We start from the raw sequence: 23,552 nt of genomic DNA, 5'->3' as shown, positions 1-23,552 counted from the left end.
GCGCATCCTGCCACCTCCCGCGCGCTGGCAGGCAGGAAACTCACCCGTCGTGCAGGATCGAGCGCATGCGACGGCTGGGCGTGGACGTCGGCGGCGTGATCATCGAGCCGAGCGACGGGGACGAGGACACCTCGTTCTTCGGCGCGAACTACCTGCGCACGCCGCCGGTGGCGGGGGTGTTCGAGGCGCTGGCGGAGCTGGTGCCGCGCTTCGACGCGGCGTACGTGGTGTCGAAGTGCGGCGCGGAGACGGAGCTGCGGACCCGGCACTGGCTGGCGCACCACGACTTCCACCGGCGGACCGGGATCGGGCCGGAGCGGTTGCGCTTCTGCCGGACCCGGCCGGAGAAGGGGCCGATCGCGGCGCGACTGGGGCTGACCCACTTCGTGGACGACCGCCTGGAGGTGCTCGGCTACCTGGACACCGTGGGGCAGCGTTATCTGTTCCGGCCCCGGCCCGACGAGGTGACCGCGCACGCGGCGCACCTGGCCGGCGTGCACCGGGTGGAGAGCTGGCCGGAGCTGGCGGCGACCCTGCGGGCGCAGCTCACCGGGGACCGGACGGGCCCGGCCGGCGGCCACGGGTAGCGGGCGGCCGGGACCCGGACCGGCGGCCCGGACGAGGCGCATCGGCCGGTCCGGCCGCCCGGGTTCAGCGCGGGACGGCGTACGCCAGCGGCAGCGGGGTGGGCTGCCCCGGCCAGGCACCGAGGAGCGGGACGCCGGCCCGCTCCGCGCCGGCACCGGGGTGGCGGAGCACCGCCAACTCGACGGTGTCGGTACCGATCAGCGCCGGATCGCCGTCCACCACGCGGCGGATCGCGCCGACGGTCGGGGCGTCCGCGGCGCCACCGCCGGTGAGGGTCATGCTCGGCTCGCGGTACCGCCGTTCCCCGTCGACCTCGAAGAACTCCTCCGCCTGGCCGGTGCCGGCGAGGATGGCGGCGGCCAGCGCCGCGGCGTAGACCGGGTCGCCGCAGGCGTCGTACACCCAGCGGGGGCCGAGCACCGAGTGCTCGGTGGTGCCGACCAGCCAATCGTCGGCGCCGTCCAGCGGCGCGTCGCGGTAGGTCAGCGGCACCTGGTGGACCGGCCCGTCACCGGCCCGGACGAGCATCGTCTCGATCCCCACCGCGCCGGCCGGGTCGTCGAAGCGGTATCCCGCCACCCGGACGACGTCGGCGCCCGCCGGTCCCTGGAACCAGTGCCGGCCCGGCAGCCACGCCGCCAGGAGTTCGAGCTTGGTGGGGCGCAGTTCCGCCCGGTGCAGCAGTGCCATGCGGCGCATCGTATCCGGGCCGCCGGCGATGATTCCGTTGACCATGGCGGGGCGGCAGGTCGATGCCCGGGCCGGCGACCGCGTCCGGAGGACCCGGGCCGGCTCCCCGGTCAGGCCGCCGGCCAGGCCTTGGCGAGCAGGTCCCGGGTGTCGGCGAGCAGCTGCGGCAGGACCTTCGTCCGACCGATCACCGGCATGAAGTTCGCGTCGCCGCCCCAGCGCGGCACCACGTGCTGGTGCAGGTGCGCGGCGATGCCGGCCCCGGCCACCCCGCCCTGGTTCATCCCGAGGTTGAAGCCGTGCGCGTTGGAGACGTGCCGGACCACCCGCATGGCGTCCTTGGTGAAGGTCGCCAGCTCGGCGGTCTCCGCCCCGTCCAGCTCCGTGTAGTCGGCGACGTGCCGGTACGGGCAGACCAGCAGGTGCCCCGGGTTGTACGGGTAGAGGTTGAGCACCGCGAAGACGTGCGCACCCCGGGCGACGACCAGACTGACCTCCGGCGGCAGCCCGGGGGCCAGGCAGAATGGGCAGCCGGCCGGCTTGTCGTAGCCGCCCTCGGGCCGGTCCTCCCCGGAGATGTAGGTCATCCGGTGCGGGGTCCAGAGCCGCTCCAGACCGTCCGCCAGCCGCTCGTCGGTGCCGTTGTCGAAGTGCCGTTCCGCCCCAGTCACACCGCCGATCCTACGATCACGGCCCCGGATGGCACCCGTCCGCACCGGTGGGAACGGAGGGCGCAGACGCGCAACGGCGGTGTCCCGGACGTCCGGGACACCGCCGTGGTCGGTCGGGGTGGGGCGTCAGCTCTCGGCGGACGGCCCCGCGTTGGTCCGGGAGCTGACCACGTCGAGGACGTGGGCGACCGCCTGGGTCATCGGCACGCCGTTGCGCTGCGACCCGTCCCGGTACCGGAAGGAGACCGTGCCGGCCGCCACGTCGTCGTCGCCGGCGATCACCATGAACGGGATCTTCTGCTGCTGGGCGGTGCGGATCTTCTTCTGCATCCGGTCGTCACCGGCGTCCACCTGGGCCCGGATCCCCTCGGCGCGCAGCGCCGCGACGAAGCCGTGCAGGTAGTCGGTGTGGTCCTCGCGGATCGGGATGCCCACCACCTGCACCGGGGCCAGCCAGGCCGGGAACGCGCCCGCGTAGTGCTCGGTCAGCACGCCGAAGAAGCGCTCGATCGAGCCGAAGAGCGCCCGGTGGATCATCACCGGCCGCTGCCGGGTGCCGTCGGCCGCCTGGTACTCCAGGCCGAACCGCTCCGGCTGGTTGAAGTCGACCTGGATGGTCGACATCTGCCAGGTCCGGCCGATGGCGTCCTTGGCCTGCACCGAGATCTTCGGGCCGTAGAAGGCTGCGCCGCCCGGGTCCGGCACCAGGTCCAGGCCGGAGGCCTCGGCCGCGGTACGCAGCGCCTGGGTGGCCTCCGCCCAGTCGGAGTCCGAGCCGATGAACTTCGGCGAGTCGTCCCGGGTGGACAGCTCCAGGTAGAAGTCGTCCAGGCCGTAGTCGCGCAGCAGGTCGAGCACGAAGGTCAGCAGGGTGGAGAGCTCACCGGGCATCTGCTCCCGGGTGCAGTAGATGTGCGAGTCGTCCTGGGTCAGGCCACGCACCCGGGTCAGGCCGTGCACCACGCCGGACTTCTCGTACCGGTAGACCGTGCCGAACTCGAACAGCCGCAGCGGCAGCTCCCGGTAGGACCGCCCGCGCGCCCTGAAGATCAGGTTGTGCATCGGGCAGTTCATCGCCTTGAGGTAGTAGTCCGCGCCCTCCAGCTGCATGGGCGGGAACATCGTGTCGGCGTAGTACGGCAGGTGGCCGGAGGTCTCGAAGAGGTGCGCCTTGGTGATGTGCGGGGTGTTGACGAACTCGTACCCGGCCGCCTCGTGCCGGCGGCGGGAGTAGTTCTCCATCTCCCGGCGGATGATGCCGCCCTTGGGGTGGAAGACCGCCAGGCCGGAGCCGATCTCGTCGGGGAAGCTGAACAGGTCCAGGTCCGCGCCGAGCTTGCGGTGGTCACGCCGGGCGGCCTCTTCGAGGAGCTTCAGGTACGCCTTGAGCTCGTCCCGGGTCGGCCAGGCGGTGCCGTACACCCGCTGGAGCTGCGGGTTCTTCTCGGACCCACGCCAGTAGGCGGCGGCCGAGCGCATCAGCTTGAACGCGCCGATCAGCCGGGTGTTCGGCAGGTGCGGGCCCCGGCACAGGTCCGACCAGCAGACCTTGTCCTCTTTGGCGTCGAGGTTGTCGTAGATGGTGAGCTCACCACCACCGATCTCCATCACCTCGGAGCTGTCCAGCCCCTCGCCCTTGACGTCGATCAGCTCCAGCTTGAACGGCTCGGCGGCCAGCTCGGCCCTCGCCTCGTCCAGGCTGTGGAAGCGCCGCCGGCGGAACCGCTGGCCGGACTTGATGATCTCCTGCATCCGCTTCTCGAGCTTGGCCAGGTCGTCCGGCTGGAACGGCTTGTCGACGGCGAAGTCGTAGTAGAAGCCGTTGTCGATCGGTGGGCCGATGCCGAGCTTCGCCTCCGGGAAGACGTCCTGCACCGCCTGGGCGAGGACGTGCGCGGTCGAGTGGCGCAGCACGTTGAGGCCGTCCGGCGAGTCGAGGGCGACCGGCTCGACGGCGACCTCCTCGGCCGGCGTCCAGTCCAGGTCGTGCAGCTGGCCCTGCGGGTCGCGGACCACCACGATGGCCTTCGGCCCCGTGGTGGGCAGCCCGGCCGCGGCCACCGAGTCGGCCGCCGTGGTCCCGGCGGCGACGACGACGGGGTCGGCCACGACGGGGGTACGGGGTGCGGACACGGTGACTCCTGTCGTCGATACGGATCGGATGTGCCGGGTGACCGGCTCCTGCGATGCTATCGGTCGCCCGGTCCGCACCGTCGGCGACGCCGGGTCCGGCCCGACCGGTGGCGTCCGGTTCGGCCGGCCCTTGAACCTTTCCGGCTCGCCGCCCGAACTACCCGGTGTGGCCGGAAACCGGTGCCGGCCGCATCGAGACGGATGGGGACGACGATGAGGATGACCCGTCGGGGCAGGTTCCGGGCGGTGGCGCTGGGCGCCGCCGTGGTGGCCGGGACGCTGGGCTGGCCCGGCCCCGCGCGCGCGGCCGAGGTGACGATCACCACCTCCCCGGCCCAGGTGCACCAGGGGGACGCGGTCGAGGTGGCCGTGGTGCTGCCCGAGGAACGGGCCGGCAGCCGCACCAGCCGCATCGAGCTGAGGATGCCGGCGGACGCGCCGGTCGGCGAGGTCTACCCGCTGTCGGTGCCCGGCTGGGCGCCCCGGATCACGACCCGCACCCTGGACCGGCCGGTGGCCGGCATCCACGCGCCGGAACTCAACCAGGTGACCGAGGCGGTCACCTGGATCCGGATGCCGGACGCGACGACGGGCCCCGCCCGGCTGTCGCTCGGGATGGGCCCGATGCCGGCCACGGACCGGTTGACCTTCCAGCTCGTCCAGACGTACGCCGACGGCACCGTCGTGCGGTGGGCGGACCCGCCGGGCGGGGCGCGCCCCGCGCCGACGGTCGCCCTGCTGCCCCCGGTGCCGGACGCCGGCGGGCACGCCCACGCCGGGACCGCCGTCGCGGGACCGGCTGACGCGGCCGGCCCGGCCCCGGCGGCCCGATCCGCCGCCGACGACGGCCTGAGCGCCGACCTTCTGCTGGGTAGCGGCCTGCTGGTCGGGCTGGGCGGCGGCGCCGCACTCGGCTGGCTGTTCAGCCGCCGTCGGCGCGGCGCGCTGGCGCTCCCCGCCGACGCGGCGGACGACACCGCCGAGGACGACCGAAACGGGGCCGGGCGGCTACCAGTCAGCGAGTCTGCCAACGGCTGACCCGGTAGCACCCATCAGGTGCGGGCGGGGAGCCAGTCGGGCAGCGGCTCGCGGGCGGCGAGCCAGCCGTCCGGCACGCCGCCGGGCGTACCGACGCCGGTGTGCGCGGCCACCACCGCGCCGACGATCGCGGACGTGGTGTCCACGTCCCCGCCGGCCTCGACGCACACCCGGATCGCCGTCGGGTAGTCGTCGAGGTGGGTGGCGGCCACCCAGAGGGTGAAGGGGACGGTGTCCTGGGCGGTCACCCGCGCGCCGTTGCCGAGCGCGTCCGCGGCCTCCGCCGGCGGGCGGCCCAGCAGGGTGACGGCCCGGCTCACCCCCCGGTGCAGTTCCCCGGCCGGGTCGAGGGCCGCGGCGACCGCCCCGATCAGCCGGGCCGGTTCGGGCCGGTCGCCGTCCAGACGGGCGCGGGCGGCGAGCGAGGCGGCGACGGCCACCGCGACGGCCCCGGCGATCCCCTCCGGGTGGGCGTGCGTCACCTCGGCCGAGGCCCGGGCCTGGTCGGCGGCCCGGCGGGTGGAGTCGGCGTACCAGGCGCCGAGCGGACCGACCCGCATCGCCGCCCCGTTGCCGCAGGAGCCCTGCCCGTCGAACGCGGAAGCGGCGGCCACCGGCCACGGCGTGCCGGTGCGGATCAACCGGAGGATGGTCACCGCACCCGGCCCGTATCCACGGTAGGGCTCGCAGCGCTCGGCGAAGTCCAGCGCCAGCCGGTCCCGGTCGAGCTGCCCGCCGGCAGCCAGGGCGGCCACCACCGAGCAGGCCATCTCGGTGTCGTCGGTCCACGACCACGGCGGGGGCGGCAGCCGTCCGGCGGCGAGATCGGTGGGGTGCCGGCCGGGGACGAAGAACTGCGACCCGAGCGCGTCGCCCACCGAGAGGCCGGCGAGGGCGTCCCGGGCGAGCGCCAGCCGGGCGTCGGGAAAGAGGATGAACGTCATCGTCGTCCCAGCTTGCCCGCTTCCCAGTAGTGCCGCAACGCGATCAACTTGCCACGCCAAGTACGGTTCTGACGTGGCCACCGTGCTCCTGGTCGAAGACGATCACGTCGTACGCGGCGCGATGCTGCGGTCCCTCACCGACCGGGGGCACGCCGTGCACGCCGTCGGCACCGCCCTGGACGCCCTGCGCCGAGTGGCCGCCGAGACCCCCGACCTGGTCGTGCTCGACCTGGGCCTGCCGGACCTGGACGGCTCGGACGCGCTGCGGATGCTGCGCGGGATCACCGACGTGCCGATCATCATCGCCACCGCCCGCGACGACGAGCAGTCCGTGGTCCGGCTGTTGCGGGCCGGCGCGGACGACTACATGGTCAAGCCGTTCACCGGCGCGCACCTGGACGCCCGGATCACCACCGTGCTGCGCCGGGCCGGCCGGGCCAGCCGGACCGTCGCCCCGGCGGTGCACACCGTCGGTGGGCTGCGGGTGGACGTGGGCGAGCGCAGCGCCCTGCTCGACGGGGAGCCGCTGGCGCTGACCCGCAAGGAATTCGACCTGCTGGCGTATCTCGCCGCACGTCCCGGCCGGGTAGTGTCCCGGCGGGAACTCTTGGAGGAGGTATGGCGGCAGCCATCGGTCGGCGAGGACCAGACCATCGACGTTCACCTGTACTGGCTGCGCCGCAAAATGGGCGAGTCCGCGGCGAAGCCGCGCTACCTGCGCACCGTGCGGGGGGTCGGCTTCCGGCTGGTGGCACCGGACTGAGGCCGGCGCTGGCCTGGCTCACGGCCGGCATGTGCAGCCTCGTCGCGTTCGCCTTCCTCATTCCCCTCGGGATCACCCTCGGCGACCAGGCGCGCCAGGAGAAGCTGGCCGACGCCGCCCGACGCAGCGCCCTGGTCACCGGCGCCCTCGCCGTCAGCACCGATCCGGCGGTCGTCGGGCGGGCGGTGGCGGCCAGCGGTGACGACCCGGCGACCCGACCGGTCGTGCACGGGCTGGGCGGAGACGAGTCGGCCGGCCGCGCGGACGCGGCGGCACTGGCGCGGGCCGGCGCCGAGCGGCGGTCGGTGGTCACCGACGTGCCGGGCGGGGTGCTCCGGCTCGACCCGGTGGTCCTCGGTGACAAGGTCGCCGTGGTGGAGGTCTTCGTTCCCGACGCGGTGCTCGACGAAGGGTCGGGCGGCCGGTGGCTGCTGCTGCTCACGGTGGCCGTCACGCTGGTGGGCGCCGCGGTCATCGTGGTCGACCGGGTCGCCGCCCGGGCCGTGGACTCCACCGGCGAGCTGGTCAAGGCCGCCCTGGCGATCGGCGACGGCGCTCTGGGCGTCCGGGTCGAGCCGAGCGGCCCCCGGGAGCTGGCCGAGGCCGGGCACGCGTTCAACCGGATGGCGGACCAGCTGGTGGCGCTGCGCGCCGACGAGCGGGAACTCGTCGCCGACCTCTCCCACCGGCTGCGCACCCCGCTGACCGTGCTCCGCCTGGACGCCGAGGCGCTGGAGTCCGACGACACCAGCATCGGCACGTTCAGCGAGGCGGAGCTGGACCGCCGGCGCGGCATCCGGCGCATCCGCCAGGCGATCGTCACCCTGGAGGGCGAGGTCGACCAGCTGATCAAGACCACCCGCAAGGCGGTCACCCAGGAGACCGGCCCGGCGATGTGCGACGTCAGCGAGGTGGTCCGGGACCGGATGGTCTTCTGGGCGGCCCTGGCCGAGGACCAGAACCGCCCGCACCGGATCAGCGGGGCGCAGCTGCGTATCCCCGCGCCGGTGCCCCGGGCCGAACTGGCCGCCGCGCTCGACGCGGTGATCGGCAACGTGTTCCGGTACACCCCGCAGGGCACCGCCTTCGAGGTGGCGGTCAGCCGGCGGGACGGGTACGTGGGGATCCGGATCGACGACGCCGGCCCCGGTATCGCCAACCCCGACCGGGCGCTGCGGCGGGGCGCCAGCGACCAGGGCTCGACCGGGCTGGGCCTGGACATCGCCAAGCGGGTGGCGTTGCAGGCCAACGGATCGGTGAGCATCGACCGGGCCCGGCTCGGCGGCGCCAGCGTGGTGATGCTGCTGGCCGACCCGGAGGCGACGCCCCGGCAGGTGAACCGGTTCGGCCTGGTCGGCCGGATGGCCCGCGACGCGCGGGAGCCGAAGACCGGCGGCCGGCGCTGGCCCCGGCAGCGCTGACCACCCGCCGGCTGTGCGCCGGCGCAAGTCTTCCTTAGATCCGAGTTAACAACGGCGTCGACGCCACCGTGGACTGACAGGATCAGGGACGAACCCATCAGTTCCGTCGGCCGGAACGCCCCGTAACACCACCGGCCGGTGGAGCCGTGCGCGCGGCGGGAGTTCGGTCCCCCCACACCTCGCTCCCGCCGCGCGCCACTCCCCCGTCGAGCCGCACCCCGGGCGTGAGGTGACCGTGATGACGCCGAACGTCAGCCGCCTGCTCCGCTGGGCCGCCGTGATCGGGGCGGGGATCGCCCTCACGCTCGCCGCCTGGCCGGAACCGGTGCTCGCGGACGGCCTACGGCGGCCACCCCTCGGCACGCCGCTGGCCAAGGTCGTGATCGCCACGGCGCTCGGTGGGCTGGTCGGAATCAACGTCGTCCTCGCCGGGCGGCGCCGGCCGACGCGGGTGTCCCGCCGGCCGGCGCCGTCGCGTCCGCTCAGCGTGTCGCGGCCGCCAGGTAGGCGTCGATCTCGGCGCTGATCCGCGCCTGCTCGCCGGCCTCCAGGAACGACGCGGTCACCGCGGCGCGGGCCAGGCCGGCCAGCCCCGCCGGACCGGCGTTCAGCAGCCGGGCGGCGACCGCGTACTCGTCGTTGAGGGTGGTGCCGAACATCGGCGGGTCGTCGGAATTGATGGTGACCGGCACGCCGGCCTCGACGAGCTGCGGCAGCGGGTGCTCCGCCATGGTCGCCACCGCTCGGGTGCGCACGTTGGAGGTGGGGCACACCTCCAGCGGGATCTGCCGCTCGGCGAGGTACGTGAGCAGCTGCGGATCGAGCGCGGCGGAGATGCCGTGGCCGATCCGCTCGGCGCCCAACTCCCGCAGCGCGTCCCAGACCGTCTCCGGGCCGGTGGTCTCCCCGGCGTGCGGCACCGAGCGCAGGCCGGCCGCCCGGGCCTGGTCGAAGTACGGCTTGAACTGCGGCCGCGGCACGCCGATCTCCGGGCCGCCCAGGCCGAAGCTGATCAGCCCGTCCGGCCGCTCGTCCAGGGCGATCCGCAGGGTCTCCTCGGCGGCGGGCAGGCCGGCCTCCCCGGGGATGTCGAAGCACCAGCGCAGCGCGACGCCGAAGTCGGCCTCGGCCCGCTTGCGGGCGTCCTCGATCGCCTCGCAGAACGCCGGCGCGGGGATGCCCCGGTGCACGTGCGAGTACGGGGTGACGGTCAGCTCGGCGTACCGGACCTGCTGGCGGGCCAGCTCGCGGGCCACCTCGTGGGTCAGGATCCAGACGTCCTCCGGGTCCCGGATCAGGTCGACGACGCTCAGGTAGACCTCGATGAAGTGGGCGAAGTCGCGGAACGCGAAGTAGTCGGCGAGGGCGTCCGGGTCCGCCGGGACGGGGCTGCGCCCCTCGTGCCGGGCAGCCAGCTCGGCGACGATCCGGGGCGAGGCGGAGCCGACGTGGTGCACGTGCAGCTCCACCTTGGGCAGTCCGGCGATGAAGGTGGACAGGTCGGTCACTTGCTCTCCTCTGCACGGGCGCCGGTGCGGGCCACCACGAAGATCCGGCGGAACGGGAAGTACACCTGACCCTGCCGCACCGGGTACGCCGCGGCGAGGCGTACCCCCAGCTCGGCCCGGAAGTCGGCCCAGTCGGCGCCGTCCAGCGCGGCCCGGACGGGGCGCAGCGCCGTCCCCTCCATCCAGGTCAGCACCGGGTGGTCGGCAGCGGCGGCCGGAAGCAGGTGCACGTAGGTAGTCTCCCAGGCGTCGACCGCGCAGCCGGCGGCGACCAGCAGCGCGGCGTAGTCGACCGGATCGCCGACCGGCGCCTCGCGCAGCAGCGGGGCCAGCCGGCCGCGCCACCGGTCCCGGCCGGCGACCTCGCGCAGCGCCCGGTGCGATCCGGCGGCGAAGTTCCCCGGCACCTGAACCGCCAGCCAGGCCCCGGCGGGCAGCTCGCCGGCCCAGCGGGTCAGCAGCTCGCGGTGGCCGGGCACCCACTGGAGCACCGCGTTGGAGACCACCACGTCCACGTCCGGCCCGGGTCGCCAGTCAAGGACGTCGCCGACGGCGAAGCTGACCGGCGCGTCCAGCGTGCCGGCCTTGTCGATCATCTCCGGCGAGGAGTCCAGGCCGACGATCCGGCTGCCCGGCCATCGTTCGGCGAGGGTGGCGGTGAGCTGGCCGGGCCCGCAGCCGAGGTCGACGACCGCGCGCGGGCGGCGCGCCGGGATCCGGGCCACCAGGTCGTGGAACGGCCTGGACCGCTCGTCGCCGTAGCGCAGATAGCTGGTCGGATCCCACATGAGCGCCTCCAAACCGTACGTACGTTTTGTTGAAACCCTACGGCCCGCCGCGCGACCGGGCAAGCCGATCACTAGGCTCGGTGGGATGGAACAGCGCAGCTTCGACCGGCTCGGCCGACACGTCGGCGTCGTCGGGCTCGGCGCCTGGCAGCTGGGCGCCGACTGGGGCCAGGTCAGCGAGGACAGCGCCCGGGACATCCTGGCCGCCGCCGTCGACGCCGGGGTCACCTTCCTGGACACCGCCGACGTGTACGGCGACGGCCGCAGCGAGCGGCTGATCGGCCGGTTCCTGCGTGCCCGCCCCGGACACGGGCTCACCGTCGCCACCAAGATCGGCCGCCGGGTCCCCCAGACGCCGCAGGCGTACACCCTGGACAACTTCCGGGCCTGGACCGACCGGTCCCGGGCCAACCTCGGCGTCGAGACCCTCGACCTGGTCCAGCTGCACTGCCCGCCCACCTCGGTCTTCGCCGACGACCGGGTCTTCGACGCGCTGGACACCCTGGTCGCCGAGCAGCGCGTCGCCGGCTACGGGGTCAGCGTGGAGACCTGCGACCAGGCGCTCACCGCCATCGCCCGGCCCGGCGTGGCCAGCGTGCAGATCATCCTCAACGCGGTCCGGCACAAGCCCCTCGACCGGGTGCTGCCCGCCGCGGCGGCCGCCGGTGTCGGCATCATCGCGCGGGTGCCGCTGGCCAGCGGCCTGCTCTCCGGCCGGTACGACGAGCACACCACCTTCGCCGCGGACGACCACCGCAGCTTCAACCGGCACGGCGAGGCCTTCGACGTCGGCGAGACCTTCTCCGGAGTGGACTACGACCTCGGCCTGGCCGCCGTGCGCCGGCTCGCGCCGCTGGTCGGCACGGAGCGGACGATGGCCCAGTTCGCGCTGCGCTGGATCATCGACCAGCCCGGCGTCACCGTGGTCATCCCCGGCGCCCGGGACGCCGGGCAGGCCCGGCGCAACGCCGCCGCGGCCGACCTGCCGCCGCTGACCGAAGCGGAGCTGACCGCCGTCCGGCAGACGTACGACGAGCTGATCCGGCCGCAGGTGCACGAGCGGTGGTGACCGGCGCGGCGCCCGGCGGGCGGGGCGCCGGCGGGCATGCTGCAGGAGTGCCGCACGCCGGGAGGGGGATCCGATGAAGGGCTGGCTCACGCTCACGCTCGGGCTGCTGGCGGTGGTCGTCGGCGCGGTCTGGACCGTGCAGGGGCTCGGCTACGTCGGTGGCAGCGTGATGACCGACCAGCGGATCTGGGCGCTGATCGGCCCGGTGGTGGTCCTCATCGGACTCGCCGGGCTGTGGTACGGCATGCGCAACCGCCGCCACCGTCCCTGACCGGGCGAAAACGCGGAAAGCCCCGCATCCCGGGCGGGGTGCGGGGCTTCACATCGATCCGGGGGGCCGGATCGCAGTGGCCGGCGGCTGCCGGCCGGCACTGCTCAGATGGGGCGGACCTGCTCGGCCTGCGGACCCTTCTGACCCTGGGCGATCTCGAACTCCACCCGCTGGTTCTCCTCCAGCGTGCGGTAGCCGCTGGTCTGGATGGCCGAGAAGTGGACGAACACGTCAGCACCCCCGCCGTCGACGGTGATGAAGCCGAAGCCCTTGTCTGCGTTGAACCACTTCACGGTTCCCTGCGCCATGTGTATCTCCTTCTAAAACTGGCGGCCGAGCACGCCGTGCGGCCGATTGGCCGTTTTCGAGCAGCGGCGTCTGAGGCGGCCCCCAAGGTAGGAGACTTCTCTCAACCCACGCCATCTCTCAACAGCGTGGAACAGCAAACCACGTACGCAAAAACTCTGCACAGCCTCGGCGACGAATTTCTCCGACATGTGACCTGACGGATGTACGAGATCCACTAGGTGGGCCGCCGGGACCATGCGAAAGGCCCCTTCCCCATCGATGCGGGGAAGGGGCCTGACACCTCGGCGGGTCAGTCCGGCCAGCGGCCGGTCAGCTGGCGTACACCGACCGCGCCGCCCCGGTCCACGGCGGCCCGGACGACCGCGAAGATGGCCCCCTGCAACGCCGCGGCGGCCAGGATCTCGCCCCAGCCGCGGTCCTCGTCGGTGGCGCTGGGCGCCTCGCCGTCGCCCGCGGTCATCTTCCAGACCTGCCGGAAGATCACCCCGGCGACGGTGCCGGCGGCCAGGCCGAACATCACCCCGACGGGCTTGTACGCGACCCTGCCGATTCCCTTGCTCACCTGCGCCTCCCCTGGACGATCAGCAGCACCACCACGGTCGCCAACGCGCCGGCCGCGACGGCCGCCCACGGCATCGGGTTGCGCCGGACCACCGCACCCTTCTCGTACGCCTGCCCCCGCGCTACCCGGGCCTTCTCCGCGGCCTGCCCGCGCACCTCACCGGCCCGCTGCGCCGCCTGCCCGCGCACGAGGCCGGCCTTCTGCGCCGCCTGGCCGCGCACGGCGCCGGCCTTCTGCACCGCCTGGCCGCGCACGGCGCCGGCCTGGCCGCGCACGACGCCGGCCTGGCCGCGCACGACGCCGACCTTCTGCATCGCCTGGCCGCGCACGACGCCGGCCTTCTGCGCCGCCTGCCCGCGCACCCGGGCCAGGGTCAGCGCGGCCTGCTCGCGCATCCGTTCCTTCGCCTGCCCGGCGGAGTCCTTCAGCCGGGCCTTGACGTCGGCCTTTGCGGCCAACAGCTCCATCGTCTCACCCAGCTCCACCCGGGTCCGCCGGATCTCCTCGCGGAGCGCCTCCGTGTCGCCGGTACCGTTGCCCGTCATGCTCGCCTCCCGTCCTTCACTGCGGCGGTGACGGTGTCCACGTCCGCCCGGACGCTGCGGACCGCCGCCTCTGGCACCGGCGGGACGGCACGGCTGACCTGCTTCTTGCCGACCAGGGCCAGGATCCCGGCGAGCAGGAAGAGCGCCACCGCCACGATCAGGGCGGCCGCCCAGGCCGGCAGCACCAGGTCCAGCAGCAGGATCACCGTGGCGACCAGGGCGCCCGCCCCGTACACGGCCATCACCCCGCCGCCGCCGAACAGGCCGATCCCGATGCCGGCGTGCTTGCCCTTCTGGGTCAGCTCCGCCCGGGCCAGTGCCAGCTCGTCCCGCACCAGCCGGGAGACCTGCTCGGTGGCCCGCTGCACCAGTTCGGCGGTGGACGGCTCGTTCCCGGTCCGGGACGTACTGCGACTCGCGACGTCAGCCATGCTGTCCTCCTTTCATCATCACCGCGCTGTATGCCCGGAGTCGCGGCCCGTCAATCCTGCCCGGAGCGCCGGCCACGCCGCCCGCCGTCCGGGGCCGCGGGACGCGGGCCGGAGCCGGGGCGTGCGCAGCAGGTCCCCCGGAACGGGCGGAACAAACGTCGCGCGGGCGAGGTCTGCCGGATCGGGCGACCCCCGCCGGTCGGCCCGAGGGCGGCACGCCCCCTCTGGCAGGTGCAACGGCCGGCGGGCGGCGAGGTCACGTGCAGGACGCAGCGGGCGCGGCACGCCGGCCGGCCCGAGCCGCCGCACCCCTCGTCGCCGGCGGCGGCGCGCCGGACCCGGACGGCGCGGAGCCCCCGGCGCCGCGCGGGCGGGCGGCCGGGGGCTCCGCGGATGGTCCGGTCAGTGCCGCGCGTCGGCGTGCTCCTCGCGACCCACGAAGACCTCGCTGCGGGCCTCGCCGTCGTCGCTGCCGCCGAAGACCCGGGCATCGTCCGGCACGTCGGTGTCGGCGAGCCGGCGGACCGGCCGGCGGGGCTGGACCGCCTGCCACGGCAGGGCGCCGGTGGCGTCGCCGACCTCGGCGCGCATCCGGGGCAGCGCGGTCGGCCGGTGGTCGCGCACCCAGGCCACCAGGTGCTCGCGGACCAGGCAGCGCAGATCCCAGAGGCTGCCGGCGTCGGCGGCGCTGACCAGCGCCCGCACCTTGACCATGCCGCCGGTGGCGTCGGTGACCTGGAGTACGCAGACCCGGCCGTCCCACAGCTCGCTCGACTCGACCAGCCGGCGCAGTTCCTCGCGCATCGCCTGGACCGGGATCGACCAGTCGACGTCGAACTCGGCGGTGCCCAGCACCGCCGCCTCGGTCCGGGTCCAGTTCTCGAACGGGGTGCTGGTGAAGTACGAGGTGGGCAGGATCAGCCGGCGGTCGTCCCAGATCTGCACCACCACGTAGCTGAGCGTCAACTCCTCGATCCGGCCCCACTCCCCCTCGACCACCACCACGTCGTCGAGGCGGACCGCGTCGCTGAACGCGAGCTGGAGGCCGGCGAAGACGTTGCCGAGCAGGCTCTGCGCGGCCAGCGCCGCGACCACACCGAAAACCCCGGCGCTGGTCAGCACGCCGGCGCCGATGCCGCGTACGGCGGGGAAGGTCATCAGCATCACGCCGACGGCGAGCACCACGATCACCGCGATGGTCAGCCGGCGCAGCAGCACCACCTGGGTACGCACCCGGCGGACGTGCCGGTTGTTCGGCACGTCCACCCGGAACTTCGCCAGCGCGGTGTCCTCGATCACCACCAGCAGCGAGGCGACCAGCCAGGACGCGGCGGCGATCAGCCCGAGCACCAGGATGTGCAGGACGACCTGCCGCCACGGGCTGCCCACCGCGTACAGGGTGCTGAACCGGACGGCGAGCTGCACCGCGAGCACGGTGCCGGCCACCTGGAAGGGGCGGTGCGAGTGCTCGGTCAGCTCGGTCATCAGCAGCGAGCGCCGCCCGAGCCGGCGGGTCACCCGGTGCACCACCTCGACCAGCAAGAGCGCGATCGCCGCCGCGGCGAGCGCGGCGACGACCGTCACGAGGTAGCTCTGCACAGGTCCTTCTCCCTCCAACCGGGCACGGTGCTTCGGGCAAGGGCCCAATGGTGCCCGGCGGTCGGGGAATCGACCAGGTCAGACCCGCCGGTACCGGGACTGGAGGAAGCAGTAGATCCCGAAGGCGGCGATACCGAGCGCCATCAACACCAGCACCACCGGACCCCAGGGCTGGTCGCGCATGGTCCGCAGGGCGGCGTCCAGACCCCGGGCCTTCTCCGGGTCGTACGTCACCGCGGCCACGATGATCAGGCTGCCGGCGACGGCGAAGACGGCGCCCCGGGCGGCGTAGCCGGCCATGCCCAGCCGGCGGGTCACGGTGTGGGTCTTCGGGCTCATCTCACCGGTCTTGAGGTTCCGCTCGAACTTCTTCTTCAGCCCGTAGATCACCATCCCGATGCCGACGATGGCGATCACCAGGCCGGCCAGCCCGACCAGCCAGCGACCGCCGGTGGAGGCCATCAGCCTCTCGGAGAGGGCCTGCTGCTGGTCGGCGGCGTTGGCGCTGGCCTCCTGGAAGACCTTGACCGCGGTCCAGGCGAGCCAGAGGAACACCACGGTGCGGACCACCGAGGCGATCCGCTCGAAGAGACGGTCCTTGTCGCGCAGGCCCCGGTGGCCGATCGCCGCCTCGAACGCCTGCCAGATGGCCATGGCCACCAGGCCGACCGCGATCGTGATGAGCAGGAACTTGCCCAGCGGCTGGGCGCCCAGGGTGCGCAGCGCGCCGTTCTGGTTGCCCTCCTCACCCGACTTGCCGAAGGCGATCTGCAGCGCGAGCCAGGCGAAGAGAAGGTGCACGATCCCGTAGCCGATGAATCCGGCCCGGGTCAACAGTTCGAGCCACCTGCTGTTCGCAGCCTGGTGAGCGGTGGCTTCGGCATTCCCGGTGAGTGACATGGCGCCACAATCTCCGGATGCGAAGATTTCCAAACGTCGGCCGCCGCCGGCCCGGGCCGGTCAGCCGTTGGAACTGCGCGCCACGCGGATCTGCACCTGCTGCTCGGTGACGCTGTCCAGGCTGACCTGGAAGCCGCCGACCTCGGTGGCCTGCTGGCCGGCGGTGAGCGAGAGCTGCTCGCCGGCGACCTCGACGGTCACCTGGTCGCCCTCCGCGCCGATCAGCTTCGCCTCCACGCCGAAGATGTTGGCGCTGGCGTCCACGCCGCGGTCGAAGGTCACGGTGCAGGCGTCCAGGCCGCAGTCGGTGGAGGCACCCTCCGAGCTGCAGCCGGCGAGCAGCGCCGCGCCGAGCGTCAGGCCAGCGAGCAGGCCGGCGGCCCGGCGGAGGGGGGTCAGTGAGGGGGAAACGCTTCGGTTCGTCACCCGGACAGGGTACGAGACGGCGGCGAGTCGCCGGCGACCGCTGATCGTCGCCGGTGGGTGCGGCCGCCCCGGCCTCCTCCGACCGGCCGCCCGGCCACCGGGCGCGTTAGGGTCCCGGCATGCCGTTCGACATCGCCCGCACCCGGGCCGCGTACCCCGCCCTGACCGAGGGCTTCGTCCACTTCGACGGTGCCGGCGGCACCCAGACCGCTCAGCCCGTGATCGACGCGGTCGCCGCCGCGATGGGCGCGGCGATCGGCAACCGCAGCAGCGCCTTCGTACCCGGTCGGCGGTCCCTGGACCTCGTCGCGGAGGCCCGCTCGGCGGTGGCCGACCTGCTCGGGGCGCGGCCGGACGGCGTCGTGCTCGGACCGAGCGCCACCGCCCTGACGTACCTCCTGGCCCGGACCCTCGGCGCGGGCTGGCGGCCCGGCGACGAGGTGGTGGTCTCCCGGCTCGACCACGACGCGAACGTGCGGCCGTGGGTGCAGGCGGCCGAGGCGGCCGGGGCCACCGTGCGCTGGGCGGAGTTCGACCCGGCCACCGGTGAGCTGCCCGCCGGCCAGTACGCCGACCTGGTCGGCGAGCGGACCCGGCTGGTCGCGGTGACCGCCGGCAGCAACGCGATCGGCACCGCGCCGGACGTCGCCGCGATCGCGAAGACCGCCCACGCGGCCGGCGCGCTGGTCTGCGTCGACGGGGTGCACTCGGTGCCGCACGGCCCGACCGACCTGGCCACGCTGGGCGCGGACTTCCTGGTCACCAGCGCGTACAAGTGGTCCGGGCCGCACCTGGCCGCGATGGTCGCCGACCCGGCGCGGTGGGAGCAGTTGCGCCCGGCGAAGCTGCTCCCCTCCGCCGACGGGGTGCCGGACCGGTTCGAGTACGGCACGCCGAGCTTCCCGCTGCTGGCCGGGGTGACCGCCGCGGTGGACCACCTGGCCACCCTGGACCCCACCGCGACCGGGAGCCGGCGGCAGCGGGTCCGCGCCGGCCTGGCCGCCGCCCAGGCCCACGAGGAGGCGGTCTTCGACCGGCTGCTGGCCGGGCTGACCGCGCGACCGGGCGTGACCGTGTACGGCTCCCCGGCGCGCCGCTGCCCGACGGTGTCGTTCCGGGTCGCCGGGCTGGCGCCGGCCGACACCGCGGCGGCGCTGGGCGCGGCGGGCTACTGCCTCTCCTCCGGCGACTACTACGCCTACGAGTACTTCCGCACGATGGGGCTGCGCGACAGCGGCGGCGCCGTCCGGGCCAGCGTCTACCACTACAACACCGCGGACGAGGTGGACCGGTTGCTCGCCGAACTTGACCGGATCATGGCCGGTGAGAGGAGAATGGCGCGGTGAGCTTCCTGGTCGAGGAGAATCCCGCCAAGCACCGCTTCGAGATCCTGGTCGACGACGCGCTGGCCGGGTTCACCGCGTACATCCCGCGCGGTGAGGTGCTGGTCTTCACCCACACCGAGGTGGACGAGCAGTTCCAGAACATGGGCGTCGGCGCGGCGCTGATCCGGGACACCCTGGACCAGGTCCGGGCGCGCGGCGGCCGGGTGGTGCCGAAGTGCCCGTTCGTGGCCGCCTTCATCAAGCGCCACCCGGAGTACGCCGACCTGGTGCTCGCCGAGGCCTGACCGGGGCCGCGCCGGCGGTCAGCGAACGCCGGTGAGCAGCTCGGCGGCGGCGCGGGCGGCGACCCGGGTGGCGCCGTGGGTGGCCAGGTGGACCGCGCCGGTAACCAGCTCCGGGACGCCGAGCTCGACGACGACCGCGTCCGGGCGGGCGGCCAGCGCCCGGCTCACCGCGGCCCGCATCCAGTCGTGCCGGTGCAGGTCACGAACGACCAGCACGACGGGGCGGCCCGCCGCGCCGGTGGTCGGGTCGGCCGGCGCCTCGCCCTCGGCGTACCGGGCGGTGGTGGTGCCGGGGACCAGGTCGGCCAGGGGCGCGGCGATCCCCCACGGGGTCTCGGCGCCGATGGCCATGTTGTGCGGCGGGGCGAACTCCACCACGTGCGCGGGCCGGGTCAGCGGCAGCGCGTCGGCGCCGGCCGGACCGGTGACCCGCAGCGCCCGCCGGGCCGCGGCCAGCCCGACGGTTGAGCCGTCGGCCCCGGCCGGGGTGCCGGCCGGGGCGTCGGCGCGGGCGGCGACCGTCCAGGCGGCGAGCTGACCGACCCGCTTGGCCGCCTCGGCGAGCCGCTCCTCCGGCAACTCCCCGGCCACCACCGCGGCGACGATGGCATCGCGCAGCTCCCGGGCGTCCGCCTCGGTGGCCCGCTCCCCGCCCACGCAGATCGCGTCCGCGCCGGCGGCCAGGGCGCGCACCGCCGCGCCGGCGAAGCCGTACCGGTCGGCGACGGCCCGCATCTCCACCGCGTCGGTGACCACCACGCCCTGGAAGCCGAGCTCCTCGCGGAGCAGCCCGCCGAGGATGCGCGCGCTGAGGGTGGCCGGCAGCTCCGGGTCGAGCGCGGGCACCAGCAGGTGCCCGGTCATCACCGCCTGCACCCCGGCGGCCACGGCGGCCCGGAACGGGGCCAGCTCGACCGCGTCGAGCCGGGCCCGGTCGCCGCCGATGCGGGGCAGGTCGTGGTGCGAGTCGACCCGGGTGTCGCCGTGGCCGGGGAAGTGCTTGGCGCAGGCGGCCACGCCGCCGGCCTGGAGCCCGCGCACCCAGGCCGCGGTGTGCCGGGCGACCAGGTCGGGGGCGGCGCCGAACGAGCGGACGCCGATCACCGGGTTGGCCGGGTTGGAGTTGACGTCGGCGTCCGGCGCGTAGTTCAGGGTGACGCCGACGCCGGCCAGCTCGGCGCCGAGGTCGCGGGCCACCGCCTCGGTCAGGGCCGGGTCGTCGATCGCGCCGAGGGCGTAGTTGCCGGGCCGGGAGCTGCCGCGGGCGGACTCGATCCGGGTGACGTCGCCGGCCTCCTCGTCGATGGCGACGATGACGTCGGGCCGCTCGGCACGCAGCGTCGCGGTGAGTGCGGCGAGCTGCCCGGGGTCGACGATGTTGCGGGCGAACAGGACCACCGAGCCCAGCCCCTGGCCGAGCCACCGGCAGACCCACGGTGGAGGGGTGGTGCCGACGAACCCGGGCTGCAGGACGGCGGCGGCGAGGCTCGCCAGGTCTCCGGTCGCCCCCACGATCCGCTCGCTCATGCGCTGTCGTACCCCCGTCTTCCCCACCGGCCCGCCGCCCCGGCGGGTGCTGCCATGGTCACATCGCGCCCTGAAATAGTCAAGAAACCTTACTGTTTCCGCCTGGCGGTCGCCGGGGGCGAAGTGGGAGAGTGCGACCATGCACTCCGTACTGCTCGCCGACGCCACCACCGCGGCGGACATCCCCGGCGTACGGCTGCTCGGCCTGGTCGTCGGCGGCCTGTTCCTGCTGCTCGCGATCCGGGCGATGTTCCGCCGCTGACCGTCGATTGCCCGGCACCCTCCCGGGTACGGCTCTCGTTGTCCAGCTGGTGCGTCCGGGCCGGAGCAGCGAGGGGGAACGATGAGGATCGGCTACTTTCTGTCCAGCGAGGAGTACGGCCCCGCGGAGTTGCTGGAGCAGGCGCGGGGCGCCGAGCGGGCCGGCTTCGAGGCGCTGTGGATCTCCGACCACTACCACCCGTGGCTCGACGCGCAGGGCCAGAGCCCCTTCGTCTGGTCGACCATCGGCGCGCTCAGCCAGGTCTGCGCGCTGCCCGTCACCACGGCGGTCACCTGCCCGACCGTCCGGATCCACCCGGCCGTGGTCGCCCAGGCCGCGGCGACCAGCGCGGTCATGCACGACGGCCGGTTCGTGCTCGGCGTCGGCACCGGTGAGGCGCTCAACGAGCACATCTTCGGCGACGCCTGGCCGCAGGCCGACGTCCGGCTGGAGATGCTGGAGGAAGCGGTCGGGGTGATGCGGGAGCTGTGGCGGGGCGGGTTCGTCAACCACCACGGCAAGCACTACACCGTCGAGCACGCGCGGATCTACACGCTGCCGGACACGCCCCCGCCGGTCTACGTCTCCGGCTTCGGCCCGAAGGCGATCGACCTGGCGGCCCGGATCGGCGACGGCTACGTCAGCACCATGCCCGACGCCGAGATGATCCGCCGGTTCCGGGACAACGGCGGCGGCGCCAAGCCGTGCCAGGCCGGCTTCAAGGCGGCGTACGCCGACAGCGAGGAGGAGGGCGCGCGGCTCGCGTACGAGAAGTGGCCGAACGCGGGGGTGCCGGGCGAGCTGTCCCAGGTGCTCCCCTCACCGCGCCACTTCCAGCAGGCCGCCCAGCTGGTCAAGCCGGAGATGATGAAGGAGTCGTTCGTCTGCGGCAACAGCGTCGACGCCCACCTGGAGATGATCGACAAGTACGCCAAGGCCGGCTTCGACGAGGTCTACGTGGCGAACACCGGCCCGAACTGGCGGGGGCTGTTCGACCGCTACCAGCGCGAGGTGCTCCCCCGGCTGCGCTGACCCCGAGCTCAGCCGACCCCCAGCGCCCGGCGGAGCCGCTCGTCGCCGGCCGGGGTGCCGAGAGCGGCCCGTTCGGCGGGGTGGTCGACGTACCAGCGCAGCGCGTCCGCCAGGAACCACGGTTGCACCCACAGCCAGGTGAGCGTGAGCAGCGGCGCGGTCGCCGAACCGCGGACGAGGCCGCGCTGCTCGACCAGTTCGGGGTGCGCCACGGTGAGCACCAACTTGTGCCCGTGGGGCTGCCGCAGCGGCCTGCCGGCAGCCAGCGCCGCCCACGGTATGGTCCGCCGGCCTGCGGGGTCCCGGACCTCGATCCCGTGCGAGGTCAGGTCGAGCCGGGGCCGCCCGTCGAACACCGCCGCGACCAGCACCGCGATCACCAGGGCGGCCAGCGCCGCCAGGGTCACGGCCGGCACGTCCCGGTCCCGGAGGGGGTCCACGTCCAGCTGTGGCACGGCACTGCCGGTGAGGATCATGATCTGGGCTACGACGTACCAACGGAAGCCGGAACCGGCCGGCACCCGCAGCCGGCCCGGGCGCACCAGGACGAGCCGCGCCGGGCGGCGCCACGGCCGCCCCACGGTGAGCGCCATGGCGACGAGGGCCGACAGGCCGAGCGTGAGCGGCGCCGTCCCCAGCGGGCCGTCAGCCCAGGAGCCACGTATGCCGCCATGGAAGACCGCCACGGTCCAGGCCGCCGCCACGACGAGTGCCGCCGCCACGCGGACCCGGTCGGCGACCGGCTGCGGGGACGGGCGGATGGCGGAGGTGTTCGGCACGGTGGACGAAGGCATGCCCCGAATGGTGGGGGCACGGGGCAACCGGTGTCCATCCCGATGGCCCCCGCCACGCGCGGTTGCTGGTGCGGCCGGTCCGGGCCGGTGTCAGGCGGGCGGGAGGACGCCGTGCAACAACGTGGCGACCAGCGCGTCCACGAGGTCGGGCGAGGGCTCCGGCGGCGGTCCGGCCGGGTCGAGCAGCCGGCCGAGGACGAGGTCGTGGCAGACGCCGACGACCAGGGTGGCGACCGCGTCCGGGCTGATCGTCGCGGCCACCCGGGTGAGCTGTCGCTCCGCCCGGACGTAGCCGGCGATCTCCGTCCGCAGTCCCTGGCCGCCGTCGAGGGGAGTCGGCAGCTCGGCGAGGCGGGCCAGCAGCTTGGGCTGGGTGGTCAACCCGGCGAACGCCGGCAGGATCGCCGCGTGCAGGGCCAGCGCCCGCTGGAGGTACGCCCGCAGGTTCGCCTCCACGGTCCCCTCGCCCGGTCGGGGCGACGCCCCCTCCTGCTCCGCCTCCACCGCGCGGACGTGCGCGTGCAGCGCGTACGCGAGGAGTTCCTCCTTGTCGGCGAAGTGGTTGTAGAGCACTCCGTCGGCGACCTCCGCCTCACGGGCGATGTCCCGGACCGTCAGCCCCGCCACGCCCCGGCGGGCGACGAGCCGGCCGGCGGCGGCGATCAGGTGCTCCCGCAGGCTCTGCCCGCCGCCGCGCAGCGCTGCCGCTCTTCTCGGTGCCATCACTCGGCATCCTAGGGCCGCCGGCCGCGTCGACCGCCGATCCGCCCGGCCGGACCGGCCCGCGGTGCCGGCGGTTGTCAGGCCGGACGGTGGGCGGTGACCAGCCAGGCGGTGCCGCGCAGGCGCACGCCGTCGGGCTGCTCGTGCGGGCGCAGCGCCTCGGCCAGCGCGGCGCGGGCCCGGGCCGCCGTGTCGGGGTCGGCCCGGTCGAGCTGGTGCCGGACCGGTCCCCAGCCGCCCAGGAACCCGGCCGCGTCGGTGACGTCGCGGCCCCACAGTTGCGGCGCCTCCACCCGGGCGCAGTCCACGCCGGCGAATCCGGCGGCGGTGAGCACGCGGTGGACCACCGTCGGATCGGCGAGGGAGAGCGGCTCGGCGACCCCGGAGCCGTCGGTCTCCAGCCGGGGCAGGTGGGCGGCGAACGCGGCGAGCACCCGGCCCAGGTCGCCGTCGCGGATGTCGTCGAGGCAGACGAAGGCGAGCCGGCCGCCGGGGCGTAGCGCCCGGCCGATGTTGGCGAACGCGGCGACCGGGTCGGCGAAGAACATCACGCCGAACCGGCTCAGCGCGACGTCGAAGGCGGCGGCCGGGAACGGATGCACCTGGGCGTCGGCCCGGACGAACTCCACGTTGGTCACGCCCTCCGCCGCCGCGGACGCCCGGGCCCGGTCGAGCATCGGCGCGGAGAGGTCGACGCCGACGGCGCGGCCGTCGGCGGCCCGCGCGGCGAGGCGGGTGAGCTGCCCGTTGCCGCAGCCGATGTCGAGGACCCGGTCGCCGGGCCGTACGGCGGCGAGCAGCGGGGGGTTGAAGCCGCTGTTGACCGCGTCGTAGCGGGTCTGGTGCTCCGCCCAGTGCCGCCCCTCGTAGTCGTTCCAGGCCCGCTCCTGGTGTGTGTTGACGATCGTCTCCACCCGGTCCCCCTCTA

General features: G+C 74.4%; 27 protein-coding genes and 1 pseudogene. 11 read left to right on the top strand and 17 right to left on the bottom strand.

Features of this window, described 5'->3' with window-relative positions; translation table 11 throughout:
- Window positions 1-65 precede the first annotated feature (65 nt).
- Window positions 66-587, top strand: a complete 522-nt coding sequence (locus tag I8N68_RS11865; protein WP_200209970.1) for a hypothetical protein — start codon at window positions 66-68, stop codon at window positions 585-587.
- A gap of 64 nt (window positions 588-651) precedes the next feature.
- On the opposite strand, the gene I8N68_RS11860 is transcribed toward I8N68_RS11865, so the two are convergent.
- From I8N68_RS11860 to thrS, 3 genes are all read right to left on the bottom strand, one after another.
- Window positions 652-1,278 (bottom strand): CG0192-related protein, encoded by a 627-nt coding sequence (locus I8N68_RS11860; protein ID WP_200209969.1) that lies wholly within the window; start codon window positions 1,276-1,278, stop codon window positions 652-654.
- A 110-nt stretch (window positions 1,279-1,388) separates the two neighbouring features.
- The gene (locus I8N68_RS11855) at window positions 1,389-1,949 is read right to left on the bottom strand and encodes an HIT family protein (RefSeq protein WP_307812793.1); all 561 of its coding nucleotides are present in this window, start codon (window positions 1,947-1,949) and stop codon (window positions 1,389-1,391) included.
- Window positions 1,950-2,075: 126 nt separating this feature from the next.
- Window positions 2,076-4,082: a threonine--tRNA ligase gene (gene thrS / locus I8N68_RS11850; protein ID WP_200209968.1), complete on the bottom strand. Its 2,007-nt coding sequence runs from the start codon at window positions 4,080-4,082 to the stop codon at window positions 2,076-2,078.
- 213 nt (window positions 4,083-4,295) lie between these two features.
- Between thrS and I8N68_RS11845 the strand changes: the two genes are divergently transcribed.
- Entirely contained in the window at window positions 4,296-5,120 is an 825-nt protein-coding gene (locus I8N68_RS11845; RefSeq protein WP_200209967.1) for a DUF1775 domain-containing protein, read from the top strand.
- Window positions 5,121-5,134: 14 nt separating this feature from the next.
- Here I8N68_RS11845 and I8N68_RS11840 read toward each other — a convergent pair whose 3' ends face one another.
- A complete protein-coding gene (locus tag I8N68_RS11840; protein ID WP_200209966.1) occupies window positions 5,135-6,064 on the bottom strand; it encodes an ADP-ribosylglycohydrolase family protein in 930 nt (309 codons plus the stop codon).
- Between the two features lie 73 nt (window positions 6,065-6,137).
- Here I8N68_RS11840 and I8N68_RS11835 point away from each other — a divergent pair, with 73 nt between their 5' ends.
- The 3 genes from I8N68_RS11835 to I8N68_RS11825 all read left to right on the top strand — a co-directional run bounded on the left by I8N68_RS11835 (window position 6,138) and on the right by I8N68_RS11825 (window position 8,774).
- Window positions 6,138-6,827, top strand: coding sequence for a response regulator transcription factor (locus tag I8N68_RS11835; RefSeq protein WP_200209965.1), 690 nt, complete (start codon window positions 6,138-6,140; stop codon window positions 6,825-6,827).
- Between the two features lie 29 nt (window positions 6,828-6,856).
- A complete protein-coding gene (locus I8N68_RS11830) occupies window positions 6,857-8,248 on the top strand; it encodes a HAMP domain-containing sensor histidine kinase (RefSeq protein ID WP_200209964.1) in 1,392 nt (463 codons plus the stop codon).
- Window positions 8,249-8,486: 238 nt separating this feature from the next.
- On the top strand, window positions 8,487-8,774 hold the full coding sequence (locus tag I8N68_RS11825) for a hypothetical protein (RefSeq protein ID WP_200209963.1): 288 nt from the start codon (window positions 8,487-8,489) through the stop codon (window positions 8,772-8,774).
- Here the strand turns inward: I8N68_RS11825 and I8N68_RS11820 are convergent.
- Together I8N68_RS11820 and I8N68_RS11815 are read right to left on the bottom strand one after the other, a co-directional pair.
- Window positions 8,731-9,756 (bottom strand): adenosine deaminase, encoded by a 1,026-nt coding sequence (locus I8N68_RS11820; RefSeq protein ID WP_200209962.1) that lies wholly within the window; start codon window positions 9,754-9,756, stop codon window positions 8,731-8,733. The two genes, I8N68_RS11825 and I8N68_RS11820, sit on opposite strands and share 44 nt — an antisense overlap.
- Window positions 9,753-10,544: a trans-aconitate 2-methyltransferase gene (locus tag I8N68_RS11815; RefSeq protein WP_200209961.1), complete on the bottom strand. Its 792-nt coding sequence runs from the start codon at window positions 10,542-10,544 to the stop codon at window positions 9,753-9,755. Before I8N68_RS11815 ends, I8N68_RS11820 begins: the two co-directional genes overlap by 4 nt.
- 85 nt (window positions 10,545-10,629) lie before the next feature.
- Between I8N68_RS11815 and I8N68_RS11810 the strand changes: the two genes are divergently transcribed.
- On the top strand, window positions 10,630-11,613 hold the full coding sequence (locus I8N68_RS11810) for an aldo/keto reductase (protein ID WP_200209960.1): 984 nt from the start codon (window positions 10,630-10,632) through the stop codon (window positions 11,611-11,613).
- 73 nt (window positions 11,614-11,686) lie between these two features.
- On the top strand, window positions 11,687-11,884 hold the full coding sequence (locus I8N68_RS11805; protein ID WP_200209959.1) for a hypothetical protein: 198 nt from the start codon (window positions 11,687-11,689) through the stop codon (window positions 11,882-11,884).
- Window positions 11,885-11,988: 104 nt separating this feature from the next.
- Here the strand turns inward: I8N68_RS11805 and I8N68_RS11800 are convergent, their stop codons facing one another.
- From I8N68_RS11800 to I8N68_RS11770, 7 genes and pseudogenes are all read right to left on the bottom strand, one after another.
- A complete protein-coding gene (locus I8N68_RS11800) occupies window positions 11,989-12,192 on the bottom strand; it encodes a cold-shock protein (protein ID WP_007075740.1) in 204 nt (67 codons plus the stop codon).
- A gap of 290 nt (window positions 12,193-12,482) precedes the next feature.
- Window positions 12,483-12,755 carry a DUF4235 domain-containing protein gene (locus I8N68_RS11795; protein ID WP_200209958.1) on the bottom strand — a complete coding sequence of 91 codons (273 nt, stop codon included), beginning with the start codon at window positions 12,753-12,755 and terminating at the stop codon, window positions 12,483-12,485.
- Between the two features lie 346 nt (window positions 12,756-13,101).
- A pseudogene (locus tag I8N68_RS34200) lies at window positions 13,102-13,300 on the bottom strand (DUF3618 domain-containing protein); the annotation flags it as partial.
- Window positions 13,297-13,731 carry a phage holin family protein gene (locus I8N68_RS11785; protein ID WP_200209957.1) on the bottom strand — a complete coding sequence of 145 codons (435 nt, stop codon included), beginning with the start codon at window positions 13,729-13,731 and terminating at the stop codon, window positions 13,297-13,299. The gene I8N68_RS11785 and the pseudogene I8N68_RS34200, both read right to left, overlap by 4 nt.
- A 402-nt stretch (window positions 13,732-14,133) precedes the next feature.
- Window positions 14,134-15,330, bottom strand: a complete 1,197-nt coding sequence (locus I8N68_RS11780) for a mechanosensitive ion channel family protein (protein ID WP_200209956.1) — start codon at window positions 15,328-15,330, stop codon at window positions 14,134-14,136.
- A gap of 78 nt (window positions 15,331-15,408) precedes the next feature.
- Window positions 15,409-16,230: a DUF1206 domain-containing protein gene (locus tag I8N68_RS11775; protein ID WP_200209955.1), complete on the bottom strand. Its 822-nt coding sequence runs from the start codon at window positions 16,228-16,230 to the stop codon at window positions 15,409-15,411.
- A 60-nt stretch (window positions 16,231-16,290) separates the two neighbouring features.
- Entirely contained in the window at window positions 16,291-16,656 is a 366-nt protein-coding gene (locus tag I8N68_RS11770; RefSeq protein WP_200209954.1) for a hypothetical protein, read from the bottom strand.
- A gap of 119 nt (window positions 16,657-16,775) precedes the next feature.
- Here I8N68_RS11770 and I8N68_RS11765 point away from each other — a divergent pair, with 119 nt between their 5' ends.
- Both I8N68_RS11765 and I8N68_RS11760 read left to right on the top strand, forming a co-directional pair.
- Window positions 16,776-18,002 carry a cysteine desulfurase-like protein gene (locus I8N68_RS11765; RefSeq protein ID WP_200209953.1) on the top strand — a complete coding sequence of 409 codons (1,227 nt, stop codon included), beginning with the start codon at window positions 16,776-16,778 and terminating at the stop codon, window positions 18,000-18,002.
- Entirely contained in the window at window positions 17,999-18,286 is a 288-nt protein-coding gene (locus I8N68_RS11760; RefSeq protein WP_200209952.1) for a GNAT family N-acetyltransferase, read from the top strand. Before I8N68_RS11765 ends, I8N68_RS11760 begins: the two co-directional genes overlap by 4 nt.
- 18 nt (window positions 18,287-18,304) lie before the next feature.
- On the opposite strand, the gene I8N68_RS11755 is transcribed toward I8N68_RS11760, so the two are convergent.
- Complete coding sequence (locus I8N68_RS11755) at window positions 18,305-19,813, bottom strand: glycoside hydrolase family 3 protein (RefSeq protein ID WP_200209951.1); 1,509 nt, start codon at window positions 19,811-19,813, stop codon at window positions 18,305-18,307.
- Between the two features lie 139 nt (window positions 19,814-19,952).
- On the opposite strand from I8N68_RS11755, the gene I8N68_RS33600 reads away from it, so the two are divergent.
- Together I8N68_RS33600 and I8N68_RS11750 are read left to right on the top strand one after the other, a co-directional pair.
- A complete protein-coding gene (locus I8N68_RS33600; RefSeq protein ID WP_267909564.1) occupies window positions 19,953-20,075 on the top strand; it encodes a hypothetical protein in 123 nt (40 codons plus the stop codon).
- Between the two features lie 81 nt (window positions 20,076-20,156).
- A complete protein-coding gene (locus I8N68_RS11750) occupies window positions 20,157-21,107 on the top strand; it encodes a TIGR03557 family F420-dependent LLM class oxidoreductase (RefSeq protein ID WP_200209950.1) in 951 nt (316 codons plus the stop codon).
- An 8-nt stretch (window positions 21,108-21,115) separates the two neighbouring features.
- On the opposite strand, the gene I8N68_RS11745 is transcribed toward I8N68_RS11750, so the two are convergent.
- From I8N68_RS11745 to I8N68_RS11735, 3 genes are all read right to left on the bottom strand, one after another.
- Complete coding sequence (locus I8N68_RS11745; RefSeq protein ID WP_200209949.1) at window positions 21,116-21,901, bottom strand: PH domain-containing protein; 786 nt, start codon at window positions 21,899-21,901, stop codon at window positions 21,116-21,118.
- A gap of 90 nt (window positions 21,902-21,991) precedes the next feature.
- On the bottom strand, window positions 21,992-22,624 hold the full coding sequence (locus I8N68_RS11740; RefSeq protein WP_200209948.1) for a TetR/AcrR family transcriptional regulator: 633 nt from the start codon (window positions 22,622-22,624) through the stop codon (window positions 21,992-21,994).
- Between the two features lie 77 nt (window positions 22,625-22,701).
- Entirely contained in the window at window positions 22,702-23,538 is an 837-nt protein-coding gene (locus tag I8N68_RS11735) for a class I SAM-dependent methyltransferase (protein WP_200209947.1), read from the bottom strand.
- Between the last annotated feature and the right edge of the window lie 14 nt (window positions 23,539-23,552).

Origin of the sequence: Micromonospora coerulea (assembly GCF_016598485.1) — a bacterium.
GTDB classification, from domain to species: Bacteria; Actinomycetota; Actinomycetes; order Mycobacteriales; family Micromonosporaceae; genus Micromonospora; species Micromonospora coerulea.
This window is presented reverse-complemented; position numbering and strand designations above follow the sequence as displayed.